The sequence below is a fragment of the Lactobacillus sp. ESL0681 genome (assembly GCF_029392835.1).
GTDB lineage: Bacteria > Bacillota > Bacilli > Lactobacillales > Lactobacillaceae > Lactobacillus.
Map to the genome: position 1 here is coordinate 500,758 of NZ_CP113943.1, position 14,990 is coordinate 515,747.

Sequence of the window (14,990 nt, forward strand, 5' to 3'; positions counted from 1 at the left end):
TTCACCCCCAACTTATTCTTCGTTGATATCTTCACCTTCATCATTAGCAGACTCAGCCGTTTCTGCTTCTGAATCTCCCTGAACTGCTTCATCGTCAGTTGATTCAACATCCTGCTCTTCAGGTTCAATAACTTCTGTCAGTTCAGTTGCTTCAGATTCTACTTCAGTACCACTGTCTGCATCATCCGGCTTAGTACCTTCATCAACAAATTCAACCTCTGACTCAGGTCTAATATCAATCTTATAATTTGTCAATCGAGCAGCTAAACGAACATTTTGACCTTTTTTACCGATTGCTAGTGATAATTGATAATCTGGCACAATTACCAAGGCATTCTTCTCATCTTCGTCATCACTAAATTGAACGGCAATGACTTCAGCAGGATTTAACGCATTAGCAATAAAATCAGAAGGATCTTCTTCATACTTAACTACATCGATATTTTCACCATCAAGTTCATTAACCACATTTTGTACTCGAGCACCGCGTTGACCGACACAAGTTCCAACTGGATCAATGTTAGGATCATTGGATTTAACCGCAATCTTAGTCCGATCACCTGCTTCACGCGCAATCGAAACAATTTCAACTGTACCATCAAAAATTTCAGGCACTTCTTGTTCAAATAGCCGCCTTACCATGTTGGGAGCACTACGAGAAACAGTTATTTGTGCACCTTTAGCGTCTGAGCCAACATGAGTTACCAACACGCGAATTTGATCCTGGGGATTATAAGTTTCATTTGGCATTTGATCATTGTGTGGCATGACAGCTTCAACATTACCAATTTTAACATAAACAAAGCGATTATCGCTTCGTTCAACTGTTCCAGTGATCAATTCATCCTCATATTGGGAATATTCATCAATAATATGATTACGTTCAGCCTCACGCAAATGTTGCATAATTACTTGTTTGGCGGTTTGGGCAGCAATTCGACCAAAGTTTTTTGGTGCAACCTCGAATTTGATTTCATCGCCAATTTCGTAAGCTTTATTAATCTCTAATGCATCTTTGAGACTGTATTCAAGGCGGTCATCATGAACCTCTTCAACAACAGTTTTAACTGCCAACAGTTTAAAATTGCCTCGACGTTCATCAAATTCAACATCCACATTTTGTGCTTGATTATAATTCTTTTTATATGCAGCAACTAGTGCTGCTTCAATAGCTTCAACAATAACGTCTTGTTTGATGCCCTTGGTTTTTTCTAAAGTAGCAAACGCTTCTAGCATTTCTTTAGACATTAGTTTCATCAGCCTTTCTAAAATTCGATTGCAAAACGAATATTTGCAATCAACTTGCGAGGAATAGTCAACAGTTTTTTTCTTGTTTTAATCTTAATTTCCAACTCTATTTCATCATCATTATAAGATTTTAAAGTGCCTTCATAATTTTTTTCGCCAGCAATTTTTTGGTAAAGACCAACGTGAATATAATCGTCAAGTGCCTTATGCCAGTCTTGCGCGCTCTTTATTGGCCGCTCAACTCCTGGTGAGGAAATCTCTAAAACATAAGGATCAGGTAAAGGATCTGGATCAAGTTGATCAAGCTTAGCAGATATTAACTCACTAAGTGCCACAATTTCATCCATATCAATACCGTTCTCATGGTCAACATATATTCTTAAATAATGCTGACCTTTTTCTTCTACATATTCAATCTCAACAAATTCATCATTGCGAGCTTCAATGATCGGTTTGATTTCAATCAGAACAAGATCTGTAACTTTTGCCAAATATTTTCCTCCGTAATAAAAAGAGTGAGCATGATAGCTCACTCGAATTACATATTCGAACTTCTTAATAATTGTACCACAATTATATGAATACTGCCAAATTTAAAATAAGGAAAGTTGGTTTTGGTCAGGCATCCCTTCCAAAACACCATTTTCATCCAAGTAATCCATAATTGTCTGTGAAACCTTGCCCCGAGTTGCTAAATCCTCTTTAGATAAGAAAGCTTGCTCGGCTCTGGCCGCAACAATTTGCTTGGCTGCGTTATTCCCTAATCCAGGAACCGCATTGAATGGCGCTAAAATAGTATGCTGATCAATAATCTTGAAATTAGTAGCTTCCGATTGATTAAGATCAACCATTTTTATTTTGATGCCCCGTTCCAAACATTCATTAGCAATTTCCAAAACTGTCAATAAGCCCTTATCCTTAGCAGAAGCATCATTGCCTAACTTTTGCAAATCAGCCATTGCCTTTTTGACGGTATTTTTACCATGACTCATTGCTACTAAGTCAAATAAGCTTGCCCGCACAGAAAAATAGGCAGTGTAATAAATTTCTGGATAGTAAACTTTAAACCAAGCAATTCTTAGTGCCATCAAAATATAGGCTGTCGCGTGAGCCTTAGGAAACATATATTTAATCTTCAAACATGAATCAATATACCAATCAGGAATTTGATCATTTTTAGCTAAAACAGCCATGTCATCATCACTAATTCCGCGGCCATGACGCACAGATTCCATTGTTGAAAAAGCCACCTCTGGCTTAACACCCCAGTGAATTAAGTCCATCATAATATTATCACGACAACCAATTACATCTTTTAATTTGCAAGTTCCATTATCAATTAATTCTTCCGCATTTCCTAGCCAGACGTCGGTTCCATGTGATAGTCCAGAAATCTGTAACAATTCAGAAAAAGTAGTTGGCTTAGTTTCCTCAAGCATCCCCCTAACAAACCTAGTTCCAAATTCCGGCACACCAAGTGTACCAGTCTTAGATTGAATCTGTTCAGGAGTGACTCCTAAAATTTTAGGACTAGAAAATAAGGACATTACTCCTGGATCATCTGGCGGGATCGTTAAAGGATCAACTCCAGATAGGTCTTGCAGCATACGAATCATGGTCGGATCATCATGCCCCAAAATATCAAACTTAAGAATATTATCATGAATCGAATGGAAATCAAAGTGGGTCGTTTGCCAAGCTGCATTCACATCATCAGCTGGATATTGGACAGGCGTAAAGTCGTAAATATCCATATCATCAGGAACCACCACAATTCCAGCAGGATGCTGTCCCGTGGTGCGTTTTACCCCACTAACTCCAGCTGCTAACCGGTCAAGCTCAGCACCACGCAAATTTAATTCTTTTTCCTCATCATAATGCTTAGCGTAACCATATGCAGTCTTGTCGGCAACAGTCGCAATTGTTCCTGCTCGATAGGAATTGTCTGGACCAAACATTACACGGATAAAGTTATGAGCAACAGGTTGATAGTCCCCTGAAAAGTTCAAATCAATATCTGGAACTTTATCCCCATGAAACCCTAAAAAAGTTGCAAAAGGAATATCTTGACCATCTTTAACTAGCTCAGTACCACATTCAGGACACTTTTGATCAGGTAAATCATATCCAGAACCATACTCACCATTTTCAAAGAACTTAGAATACTTACATTTTGGACAGCGATAATGTGGAGCCAGTGGATTTACCTCAGTAATCCCTGACATTGTAGCCACTAAACTTGAACCAACTGAACCACGCGAACCGACTAAATAACCATCTTTATTCGACTTAGCAACTAATCTTTGTGAAATCAGATAAATGACAGCATAGCCATTGGAAATAATCGAATTCAATTCCATTTCCAGTCGATCTTGCACAATTTTAGGTAGCGGATTGCCATATAGCGCGTAAGCCTCATCATAAGTCAGCTGTTTCATTTCTTCATCGGCATTGTCAATATGCGGTGGATAAAGGCCATCCTTAATCGGCGCAAGTTCCTCTACACTAGCAGCAATTTTATTTGGATTAGTAATGACAATTTCTTTAGCAATTTCTTCTCCTAAAAAGCTAAATTCGTCCAGCATCTCTTGTGTACTATAAAAATGTTGATCAGGTTGCGGATCATTACGGGCTGGATTACTTCTTTGAGCTGAAATTAAGATTTTCCGATAAATTGCGTCATGCTCTTCAACATAATGAGCATCCCCGGTCGCTACTACTGGCTTATGCAACTCTTGACCTAATTTATAAATATTAGTCAAAATCTCTTGCAGTTCTGCCTCATCGGTAATTAAATGATCTTCAATAAGTTGAGCATAGCTCTTAGGAGGTTGGACTTCCAAATAATCATAAAAACGAGCTTTCTTGCGAGCTTCGTCGTAGCCCTTTTGCATCATAGCTACAAAAACGTCGCCCTCGCTGCAACCTGAACCATACAATAATCCTTCATGATACTTAACTAGCTCAGATTTAGGCGTACGAGGAATCCGATAAAAGTTAGTCGTGTTCGCAATTGATACCAAACGATACATATTTTTAAGTCCAGCTTGCGTTTTAGCTAAAATTGTCATATGAGTTGGTCTTGCACGCTTATAGACTTGTCCTTGAACAGCGTAATCATTCATTTTGCCCAAATCATCTTCATTGAATCTTTTGGTAAAGGCTTCTAGCAACTTAAACATTAAATAACCCGTTGCCTCAGCATCTTGGTTAGCACGGTGATGATGTTCCAGCACAACATTGTATTTTTTAGCTAAGGAATCCAAAGTATGCCTCGTTTGCTCCGGATGTAATAAACGTGAAACTTCTAGCGTATCGACCACTGGTTGGGTAATTTCAGATAAACTTGCCCGCCTAAGCGCAGCATTAACAAAGCCAACATCAAATTGAACGTTATGACCGCATAAAGGACGATCGCCATAAAAATCTTGAAATTGTTTAATTACTACAGCCTCATCGTCAGCAGCTGTGACCATTTCATCAGTAATAGAAGTCAGATTAATAGTCTGTTCACTCAAGGGATGGTGCGGATTAATAAACTTGTCAAAGCGCTCAAGCACTTCACCGTTCTTCATTTTAACCGCACCAATTTCGATCATAGTATCGTACACAGAGGATAGTCCTGTTGTTTCCACATCAAAAATTACAAATTCTTGATCACGATATGTCATTGAAGCAGGATTGAGCACTAATAATGCGTGATCATCAATCATATTTGCCTCAACACCATAAACGATTTTAATATCGTTCTTTTTACCGGCTTCATAGGCTTCTGGGAAGGCTTGAACATCGGCATGATCCGTAATTGCAATTGCTTTTTGACCAAATTTTTTAGCAGTCAGAATAAAATCAGTTGCGGTATTAGTTGCGTCTAACTGACTCATATTAGTATGCAAATGTAGCTCCGCACGTTTTTCTTCGCCAGTGTATTCTTCCTTACGTCCAACATGCTCAACAATTTCAAAACTACTGATATTAAAAACCAAATCATGGCTCCACTGATCATCAGCTACTGAGCCTTGCATCTTTGCCCAAGTTCCTGACTTTAAGTCACTGATACTAGCAATCTGATCTTTATTAGCAACAAACTTCTTAAATGCAACAGAATTGGTATAGTCAGTGATTTCTCCTGTGAAAATAATCGCTCCAGACTTCAATTCACGCATATCTGTATTAAAGATATTTCCTTCAATAACCACGTTTCTAGCGCCATCTGCGATATCATCAATTTGGGTAATCGGCAAACTTTGATCTAATTTTCGACTGCCATAACGCGTCTTTTTGGTTGGATAAGACTGTGCCTGTGGTTTTTTTGGAGGGGTAGCATTATAAGCCTCCTGCATGGTTTGCTCATGTGCTTCTTGCAACTGCTGCAAACTCTCCAAATTACTTTGAGAATTATTTTCATCCATCTGAGTAACAAACTTCAGGTTAAAAAAGCCAAAATCACGCATTTTCTCAGCTAGCTGATCAAGCATCTTCTGCTCAATCAGACCGTCAACTACTAAATTATCTACCGGAATAATCCAACGTTCCTGCTCTTTTTTAGGTTGATGTGAAGCAATAAATTCGCGAGCAACGGTTTGTAAAAATTCAGCATTTTGCACAGCATAATGCCAGTAAGAAGTTAAATAATCATCCGCACCATCTTGAGACCGGACAAAAAGCTGAGTATCAACAAATGAAGCAAAACTAGTCGTAATTGCTTCATTTAAAGCTTGATAGGTTTCAAATTTTAAGGGTGTAGCAAAAAGAACATGGATATCCCACCTATGTTCTTTAGCATATACATCCACGTTCTCGATTTCGCCTTGTTGCAAGATTTCATTATCGGCAAACTGCTTAGGAAAATGAATCTGTTCTAAAAGACGTAAAAAAAGCTTATTTTTATTAGTCACAAAAAATTATCCTAACTCTTTAGTTACTAAACTATCCAAATCTGCGATTGACATTTCAACAGCACGATCATCAGTTGACCGTTTAACCTCAACAATTCCAGCATCAGCTTTTTTACCAATCGTAATCCTTATAGGCGCACCAACTAGATCCGCGTCTGCAAATTTAACTCCTGCACGTTCGTTTCGATCATCGTAGAGAACGTCATACTTACCACTGTATTTCTGTTCAAGCTGTTCAGCTAATACAGTTTGTGCCGCATCTTTCATCTTCATTTGTACAATATGCACAGCAAAAGGCGCAATTTCTTTAGGCCAAGCAATACCATTATCAGTATAATGCTGTTCGACAACCGCTGATAACATTCTAGTAACCCCAATACCGTAAGAACCCATGATTACTGGCTGGGCCTTACCATTTTGATCTAAAAAGCTCGCTCCCATATTTTCTGTGTAATAGGTTCCTAATTTAAAAATGTGTCCAACTTCAATTGATTTGGTAAATTTAAGGGGCAAATGATCAATTGGATCTGGCTCACCCTCGTTAGCAACACGCAAATCACCAAACTGGTCAACTTTAAAATCACGACCAAGATTGGCATTTTTAAATTGAAAACCAGTTTTGTTAGCACCAACAATAACATTGAACAGGTCTTTAACGGTGTCATCTGCAACGATTTTATCTGCCCAAGTAGCATTAATTGGGCCAATCCCACCTTTTTGCGAACCTGTCAGAGTTTCTAGTTCAGCATCTGTTAAAAGACGCAGTGAATCAGCATTCAACAAATGGGTAAGTTTAACTTCATTAATTTCCTTATCGCCGCGAATTAAAACTAAAACATAATCTTTTTCATCGACTAGGTAAAGAACGCTTTTAACTATTCGTGTTGCTGGTACTTGTAAAAAGTCAACTAGATCAGCAATTGTTTCTTGATTGGGAGTAGCAACTTCAGTCAATTCATCAGCTGGCTCCTCATCCTGCTTAAAAGTGTCGACACTAACGGCCATTTCTAAATTGGCAGAATAAGTTCCAGTCTCATTGGTAGCAATTACATCTTCACCAATTGCGGCTGGAGCTTGAAATTCAGTTGAATTTTTACCACCCATAGTTCCCGAATCGGCAATTACTGGACTAACTTGCACACCACAGCGTTGATAAATTGCTTCAAAAGCCCGCTTTTCATCTTCAAATTGCTCATCCAATTGCTGCTTAGTAGCAGCAAAACTATATGCATCAAGCATCACAAATTCACGACCACGTAACAAACCAAACCGAGGACGATTTTCATCACGAAATTTAGTCTGAATTTGATATAGTGCGATCGGCATTTGCTTGTAGCTTTTTAAGTTTTTAGCGACAATTTCGGTAAAAGTTTCTTCATGAGTTGGCCCTAGTAAGCTATCTCGGCCATGGCGATCCTTTAAACTGAACATTTCAGGACCATATTTATGCAAACGACCAGAATCTTCCCACAATGAAGCAGGCAATAAATGTGGCATAGTTACTTCTGGCACATTTATTTTGTCCATTTCTTCTTCCATAATTTTTTCCGCCTTGCGCAACACACGATAACCCAAAGGCAGGTATGCGTAAACACCAGCTGTTACTTGGCGGATATAACCTCCACGCAACATTAACTTATGACTCTGTGCAACCGCATCAGCTGGCGCTTCCTTTAGCGTTGGCATGAAAAATTTTGATTGACGCATAAACTTCTCCCTAGAATTTTTTCTAATTCTTACTTAATAAAGTAACGATAAATGTCATTACCAGTAACTGCAATGATTAAAACTAATAATAACCCAAAGCCAATTAGTTCTATCATTTCTTCATGATTCTCAGCAATTGGCTTACCACGGAAAATTTCAATTATATTTAAGAAAAACTTCCCACCATCTAAACCTGGTACCGGAATTAAATTGACAATTCCCAAATTAATCGAGATCATTGCTAAAAACGATAAAATATAAGAAAAACCCATTTGTGAAACTTGAGACGTCTCCGAATAGATTCCAACTGGCCCAGATAACTTATTTAAACTAAAATTCTTAAACAAACCCCCAACAGCAGTGAAAATCATTCCTGTAGTTGAAACTGCAGTATCCCATCCACGCTTTAATTTTGCGCCGTAACTGTTATCACTTTTAGCTTGTATACCAATTTGATAAACTGTTTTGCCTTGAACCTTTTTAGCCTTAGGCTGTAATTTAACTTTTCTTTGTTGACCATGTTCTGCTAGAACAACATCTAAAGACTTTCCTTTGCTAGCATCAATTTGCTGTGCTACATCATCAAAGTTTTTTATCTGGTGATCAGCAATTGACACAAACCTTTCGCCAGTCTTAATCTGTGCAGCAGCTGCTGGTGAATTGTTTGCAACATGACCAACCGTAGTAGTAGCAGGACCAGCAACCGTAAAAGTCCAAATTAAAAAAACCACAAAACCTAAAATAATATTCATCAGTGGTCCTGCAATATTAGTAGCTAGCTTTTGCCAGACATTAGCATTTTGAAACTGAGTATCGCGCGGTGCAATAACTAATTCGGTCTTTGAATCATCGATGACAGTTGCATCATGATTTACGCGAAAAGTAACTAATTGGTCCTCATCAGCATTTTCATAACCAGTAATTGTTAGTTTATCAACTAAATCAGCCTTAGTGACTTGAACTGGAATTCCTTCAATTGGAATATCAGAGCCTGAAGCATCAATTCTAGTTACTTCATTTTGCTCATTCAACTGTAAAATTACTGTCATTCCAGCTGGTAACTCTGCAATTTCATCTTTGCTGGCTAAGCGAACGTAGCCACCAAGTGGCAACCAGCGAATTGTATATGTAGTTGGGTTACGCCTAACTTGAAAAAGTTTTGGACCCATACCAATTGAAAATTCGCGTACTAAAATACCACATTTTTTAGCTACAACGAAATGACCAAATTCATGCACAAAGACTAAAATACCAAAGACTACTAAAAAGATTAGTATACCTTTCAATCGAGCTCCTCCTAATGGATCACGCCTAATAAAGCCGTAACAACAGGCAATACAAACAGCATACTATCAAAACGATCCAATATTCCGCCATGTCCAGGTAAAATCTTACCTGAATCCTTAACTCCATAGTATCGCTTATAGGCTGATTCAACTAGATCTCCTAATTGACCTACAATTGACAATACAATCGCCAACATAATTAGCTCAGTTTGTGAGTAGCCTGTCGCCACACAATAAACATATACCGCAGCACAAGCAACTGCGCAAACAGTACCACCGATTGAGCCTTCCCAAGTTTTATTAGGACTAATTACTGGCCAAAGTTTATGTTTACCAATCACGCGGCCTATCATGTATGCACCGGTATCGGTCAACCAAACAACCACGAATACATAGCCCAGCAACGCTAAACCGTTGCTACTGTTTCTAATTGCTGCCATACAATGAAAACCGATGCCAATATAAAGTGACGCTAGTGTATACACCCCAACATCATCAAAATTAGTTTTATTTTTTGATAAAACTGTCCAAGTAAGCATTAGCAATACTAATGCAAAGTAAATACCATATCTCGACCAGTTAGCAGGCAAGCCACTAAAGAAATTATCAGGTGCAGCCAATGTCATTGTTGCCAGCAACGCTAACACAAAGTTAATCGAAATCAAGATTTGCTTCTTCATTAAAAAGACTTCGCTGATTCCGACCGCCGCCAGAGCAATGACCAACCAATCAATCCACAAACCACCCATTAAAACTATGGGAATAAATAAAATTAAGGCAATAATTGCCGTAGTAACTCGTTGTTTCATATAATTAACCTAACTATCCGATTCATCCACTTTGCCATAACGGCGATTTCGCCCAGCAAAATCAGTTACAAATGCTTTTAAATCATCTTCATTAAAATCTGGCCAATTTTTAGGGCTAAAAGCTAACTCAGAATAAGCTAGCTGCCACAATAAAAAATTAGAAATTCGCTGTTCTCCAGAAGTTCTAATTAGTAAGTCTGGATCACGATATTCACCAAATTTAGCTGTCATTAAATGTTTGGAGAGCATTTCCTCATCAATTTGTTCACTAGTTAATTGACCAGCTTCAATCTGAGTCCCAATTTCCTTAACCGCCGTAATAATTTCACTTCTGGAACCATAATTAAAGGCAAAATTTAAGACTAAGCCGGTATTATTAGCGGTTTCAGTCATTGCCCTTTCAACAACATCATGCGTTTTCCGTGGTAACTCATCTAGATAACCCATGATATTAACTTTGACATTATTCTTTTGCAGAGTGGGCATAAACTTACTAAAAAAGCGAACCGGCAAGTTCATCAAATAGGCAACTTCTTCTTTTGGACGAGCCCAATTTTCTGTTGAAAAAGCATATAGTGATAAGACTTTGATCCCTAACTTATCAGCTGCTAAGGTGATCCGTTCAACATTGTTCATGCCTTCGTAGTGTCCAGCAATCCGCGGCTTACCCTGTTTTGTCGCCCATCGACCGTTACCATCCATAATAATTGCAAGGTGATTTAATTCATTATTTTTAGGCATTGTCTAACCTTTAGTAATTTCAGAACGCTTTTGATCAGCAAGTTCATCAATCTTTTTAGTGGCATTATCAGTAATTTTTTGAACTTGCTTTTCTAAACTCCGTTGCTCATCTTCAGTAATTTCATCATCTTTAGCCTGTTTTTTAAGCCCATTCATGGCATCGCGGCGAACATTACGCACAGCTATCTTAGCCTCTTCAGCAGTCTTATTAACTTGCTTGGCGATTTCTTGACGGCGCTCCCCGGTTAGCTGTGGGATAACTAATCTAATAACTTTACCATCATTAGCTGGAGTTAAGCCTAAGTTCGAGGCTAACAATGCGTGCTCGATATTGTCAAGACTGTTTTGATCATAAGGAGTAATCATTAACACTCGAGGTTCCGGAATCGTAACACTTGATAATTGTGTCAGCGGAGTTGGTGCACCATAATAATCAACTTGAACACCATTAAGTAAAGCAGCGTTAGCTACACCAGCTCGAATTGCAGACAAATTTTTTTGAAAAACAGTAATCGATTTGTCCATATTGTCTTGTGCTTTTTTGACGATTTCGTTATTCATTATTTACCACCCTCGATAACAGTACCAATTTTTTCACCTTGGACTACGCGTTTAATATTGCCTTCAGTATTTACGTTAAAGACAATCAATGGAATGTTAGTATCCATTGACAGTGAACTAGCAGTGCGATCCATTACTTGCAAGTTTTGTGAGATTAGATCAAGTTGAGTCAATTCATTATACTTAGTTGCTTTGGGATCAACTTTTGGATCAGCAGAATAGACACCATCAACGCCATTTTTAGCCATTAAAATAACATCTGCATTAATCTCAGCAGCTCTCAAAGCTGCAGTTGTATCGGTTGAAAAGTAAGGATTACCAGTACCTCCACCCATGATAACTACACGACCTTTTTCTAAATGGCGAATTGCCTTTCGCCTGATATAAGGTTCAGCAACTTGTCTCATTTCAATTGAAGTTTGTAATCTAGTAGGAACGCCAATATGCTCCAAACCATCTTGTAATGCAAGACCATTCATAATAGTTGCCAGCATTCCCATATAGTCAGCTTGTGAACGTTCCATTCCTAGCTTAGCACCAGTTTCGCCACGCCACATATTGCCACCACCACAAACGATGCCAATATCAACACCTAAGTCATGCACGGATTTAATTTCTTGAGCTAAATGACTAATAACGGTCGGATTAATTCCACTACCTTCATCACCAGCAAGTGCTTCACCGGAAATTTTTAAAACAATTCGCTTATATTTAACTTTAGTCATGACGACCTCCCTATTAGCTTTAACCATTTTACCATATAAATTAATTGATTGTGTGCCCAACTAAATAAAACAGTGCAATTTTATCTAGAAAAAAAGAGAGGTATAACCCTCTCTTCTAAGCGATCAACAAATTACTTCATTTGTTCCTGTACTTCAGCAGCAAAATCTTCTTGTTTCTTCTCGATACCTTCTCCAACTTCGTAACGAGTAAAACCAACGACTTCACTACCAGTTGATTTTGCATATTCAGCAACTGTTTGATCAGAATCTTTAACGTAAGGTTGATCAACTAAACAAATTTCACTTAAGTATTTGTTTACTCGACCCTGAACAATCTTAGGTACAATCTTTGCAGGTTTACCCTCATTTTCAGTCTCTTTAGTAAAGATTTCTTTTTGACGTTCCAAATCTGCTTCTGGAACAGATTCTCTATTCAAGTATTCTGGATTAATTGCGGCTACGTGCATTGCTACATTCTTAGCAGCTTCTTCACTATCGCCCTTTAAAGTTGCAACAGCAGCAATAGCACCACCATTATGCTTATAAGCACCAAAAACTTCATCATCATTCTTAGTAATAAGATCAAACCGTCTTAAAGTGATCTTTTCACCAATAACAGCAGTCAAATTAGTAATTTCCTTACCAATCGTTGATTCACCCATTGGAGCTTCCAAGGCTTCTTCAACATTAGCTGGCTTTGCAGCTAAAATTGCCTTAGTAACATCATCAACTAATTTTACAAACTTATCATTAGATGAAACAAAGTCAGTTTCTGAATTAATCTCAACTAAGACTGCATCATTGCCTGCAAAAGCAAACTCAGCTAAACCTTCAGCAGCAATTCGACCACTCTTCTTAGCGGCTTTAGCAACCCCTTTTTCTTTTAAGATGTCAATTGCCTTCTCAATGTCACCATCTGATTCAACTAAAGCCTTCTTGGAGTCCATCATACCTGCACCGGTACGATCACGTAACTCCTTAACTTGTTTAGCAGTAATCTGTGCCATAACGTGTCCTCCTAATCAAAAACTATCTGTAAAAACTAATCTTCGTTTGATTCTGTAACAGTTTCAGTAACTTCTACATCCTCGGTTTCGCCTTCAGCGTTAGTCATTTCTGCTTCTACGCTTTCGGTATCATCTTGACCCTGCTTGCCTTCAATAACAGCATCAGCCATCGCACCAGAAATCAAGCGAATAGCCCGGATTGCGTCATCATTAGATGGAATCACAACATCAACTGGATCTGGATCAGTATTGGTGTCAACCATAGCAACGACTGGAATACCGAGAATGTTAGCTTCGTGAACTGCAATCTTTTCTTTCTTAGGGTCAACTACGAACAAAACATCTGGAATTCTAGGCATATCTTCGATACCACCTAAAAATCTTTCAAGTTTATCCTTTTCTTTAGTTAGCAGTGAAGCTTCCTTCTTTGGTAGCACATCAAAAGTACCATCTTCTGCCATCTTCTTTAAATCTTTTAATCTTTGCACTCTGCTTTGGATTGTCTTCCAGTTAGTCAAAGTACCACCTAACCAACGTTGATTAATGTAGTATTGACCTGCACGAGTTGCTTCTTCAGCAATAGAATCTTGGGCCTGTTTTTTAGTACCAACAAAGAGAATAACGCCACCATCTTGAGCGATTGCTCTCATGAATGAATATGCGTCATCGAGCATCTTGATGGTCTTTTGCAAATCAATAATGTAAATGCCGTTTCTTTGAGTGAAAATGTAAGGAGCCATCTTAGGATCCCATCTTCTAGTTTGGTGACCAAAATGAACACCGGCTTCAAGTAATTGTTTCATTGAAACTACTGACATAATAACTTCCTCCTATGGTTTTAATCTTCTCAGACGATCATTTCAATACTTCGCCAAAATATTGGCACCAAAATATTGATTACGACTGATGTCTTCTAAGCTATGCTACTTTTGCAGCATACTATAAAATGATACTAAACTTTTGCTTGCGATGCAAGATTAAAATTCAACATGATGATCACGTAAAAACTGCTCCTTCCAAGCTCTTGAATGGTGTTTAAACCAATATTCCCTTTTTAAAGCTAAACTTTTATCAGCAAATTTTTCATGATAAATCATTTTAACCGGTCTACGAGCCTTAGTATACTTTGCTCCCTTGCCTGCATTATGAGCATTAAGCCGTTTTTGCAAATTATCGGTAAAGCCGCCATAAAAGCTACCATCATGACACAAAAGTACATAAAAGTAATAATCTTTAGTTGAATTAAGTTTGCTAGTAGGCTGCTCATGAATAATTTGCTCAATTGCCGGTAAATAATTGCCTGCTTGATCATGGACCTCAACAGCATCTTTTAATACTAAGCCGTCACTTGCCGTATGCTTCACCGCTTCAACAATAATTAAATTACTATCTTCACCGCGATGAGCAACATAGGGCTGAACCATTTTGATGCTTAAGTCATGCTTAAGACAAAAATAGGCAATCTCATTAAGTCGCTCAGGTCGATGTACCATGAATAACTTACCTTTCATCTTAAGTAAACCACTAGCAACACTGATAATTTCTTCTAGATTAATCAAGATTTCATGGCGAGCAATTGCCTTTTTGGGATCAGGATTAACTTCATGGCCAGTAGGAACCTTAAAATAAGGAGGATTAACGACCACAAGATCGTAGGAGTCCTTACGCAAAAAGTTAGTGGCATCTTTAACATCAGCTTCGTAAACAGTAATTCGGTTTTCTAAATGATTAAGTTCTACTGAACGTTTGGCTTGAGAAGCTGCTGCTGGTTGAATCTCAATTGCATCGTAGTTTGCCCGATTAAACTGAGACATGTATAGACTAGCTGCACAATTACCTGCACATAAATCTACCACTTTAAAACGATCGCGAATTGCTACTTTGGCACTTGCAGCCAATAATAGTGTATCTAATGAAAAACTAAACGCAGTTTTATCTTGAATTATTTTCAGATTATCGCTGTACATATAATCGATCCGTTCATTTTCTTTTAAAATTGCCATAAAAA

Annotated in this window: 12 protein-coding genes; all 12 read right to left on the reverse strand. The window is 38.1% G+C overall.

Annotation, left to right across the window (positions count from 1 at the left end):
* Window positions 1-12: 12 nt before the first annotated feature.
* A complete protein-coding gene (gene nusA / locus OZX59_RS02495; protein ID WP_277126977.1) occupies window positions 13-1,248 on the reverse strand; it encodes a transcription termination factor NusA in 1,236 nt (411 codons plus the stop codon).
* Window positions 1,249-1,265: 17 nt separating this feature from the next.
* Window positions 1,266-1,739 carry a ribosome maturation factor RimP gene (rimP, locus tag OZX59_RS02500; RefSeq protein WP_277126566.1) on the reverse strand — a complete coding sequence of 158 codons (474 nt, stop codon included), beginning with the start codon at window positions 1,737-1,739 and terminating at the stop codon, window positions 1,266-1,268.
* Between the two features lie 102 nt (window positions 1,740-1,841).
* On the reverse strand, window positions 1,842-6,146 hold the full coding sequence (locus OZX59_RS02505) for a PolC-type DNA polymerase III (RefSeq protein ID WP_277126567.1): 4,305 nt from the start codon (window positions 6,144-6,146) through the stop codon (window positions 1,842-1,844).
* A gap of 6 nt (window positions 6,147-6,152) precedes the next feature.
* Complete coding sequence (locus OZX59_RS02510; protein ID WP_277126568.1) at window positions 6,153-7,853, reverse strand: proline--tRNA ligase; 1,701 nt, start codon at window positions 7,851-7,853, stop codon at window positions 6,153-6,155.
* A gap of 29 nt (window positions 7,854-7,882) precedes the next feature.
* The gene (gene rseP / locus OZX59_RS02515; RefSeq protein WP_277126569.1) at window positions 7,883-9,139 is read right to left on the reverse strand and encodes an RIP metalloprotease RseP; all 1,257 of its coding nucleotides are present in this window, start codon (window positions 9,137-9,139) and stop codon (window positions 7,883-7,885) included.
* 11 nt (window positions 9,140-9,150) lie between these two features.
* Complete coding sequence (locus OZX59_RS02520) at window positions 9,151-9,948, reverse strand: phosphatidate cytidylyltransferase (RefSeq protein WP_277126570.1); 798 nt, start codon at window positions 9,946-9,948, stop codon at window positions 9,151-9,153.
* 9 nt (window positions 9,949-9,957) lie between these two features.
* Complete coding sequence (locus OZX59_RS02525; RefSeq protein ID WP_277126571.1) at window positions 9,958-10,689, reverse strand: isoprenyl transferase; 732 nt, start codon at window positions 10,687-10,689, stop codon at window positions 9,958-9,960.
* Window positions 10,690-10,692: 3 nt separating this feature from the next.
* Window positions 10,693-11,250 carry a ribosome recycling factor gene (gene frr, locus OZX59_RS02530; RefSeq protein ID WP_277126572.1) on the reverse strand — a complete coding sequence of 186 codons (558 nt, stop codon included), beginning with the start codon at window positions 11,248-11,250 and terminating at the stop codon, window positions 10,693-10,695.
* On the reverse strand, window positions 11,250-11,975 hold the full coding sequence (pyrH, locus tag OZX59_RS02535) for a UMP kinase (RefSeq protein WP_277126573.1): 726 nt from the start codon (window positions 11,973-11,975) through the stop codon (window positions 11,250-11,252). Before pyrH ends, frr begins: the two co-directional genes overlap by 1 nt.
* Before the next feature lie 131 nt (window positions 11,976-12,106).
* The gene (gene tsf, locus OZX59_RS02540) at window positions 12,107-12,982 is read right to left on the reverse strand and encodes a translation elongation factor Ts (protein WP_277126574.1); all 876 of its coding nucleotides are present in this window, start codon (window positions 12,980-12,982) and stop codon (window positions 12,107-12,109) included.
* A 35-nt stretch (window positions 12,983-13,017) separates the two neighbouring features.
* The gene (gene rpsB, locus OZX59_RS02545) at window positions 13,018-13,800 is read right to left on the reverse strand and encodes a 30S ribosomal protein S2 (protein WP_277126575.1); all 783 of its coding nucleotides are present in this window, start codon (window positions 13,798-13,800) and stop codon (window positions 13,018-13,020) included.
* Window positions 13,801-13,959: 159 nt separating this feature from the next.
* Complete coding sequence (locus OZX59_RS02550; RefSeq protein ID WP_277126576.1) at window positions 13,960-14,985, reverse strand: GIY-YIG nuclease family protein; 1,026 nt, start codon at window positions 14,983-14,985, stop codon at window positions 13,960-13,962.
* Window positions 14,986-14,990: the final 5 nt, after the last annotated feature.

Bases quoted from the DNA above. Each gene is read 5' to 3' on its own strand.
- nusA (WP_277126977.1), bottom strand. From the start codon at position 1,248: ATGTCTAAAGAAATGCTAGAAGCGTTTGCTACTTTAGAAAAAACCAAG.
- OZX59_RS02510 (WP_277126568.1), bottom strand. From the start codon at position 7,853: ATGCGTCAATCAAAATTTTTCATGCCAACGCTAAAGGAAGCGCCAGCT.
- OZX59_RS02520 (WP_277126570.1), bottom strand. From the start codon at position 9,948: ATGAAACAACGAGTTACTACGGCAATTATTGCCTTAATTTTATTTATT.
- OZX59_RS02525 (WP_277126571.1), bottom strand. From the start codon at position 10,689: ATGCCTAAAAATAATGAATTAAATCACCTTGCAATTATTATGGATGGT.
- frr (WP_277126572.1), bottom strand. From the start codon at position 11,250: ATGAATAACGAAATCGTCAAAAAAGCACAAGACAATATGGACAAATCG.
- pyrH (WP_277126573.1), bottom strand. From the start codon at position 11,975: ATGACTAAAGTTAAATATAAGCGAATTGTTTTAAAAATTTCCGGTGAA.
- tsf (WP_277126574.1), bottom strand. From the start codon at position 12,982: ATGGCACAGATTACTGCTAAACAAGTTAAGGAGTTACGTGATCGTACC.
- rpsB (WP_277126575.1), bottom strand. From the start codon at position 13,800: ATGTCAGTAGTTTCAATGAAACAATTACTTGAAGCCGGTGTTCATTTT.
- OZX59_RS02550 (WP_277126576.1), bottom strand. From the start codon at position 14,985: ATGGCAATTTTAAAAGAAAATGAACGGATCGATTATATGTACAGCGAT.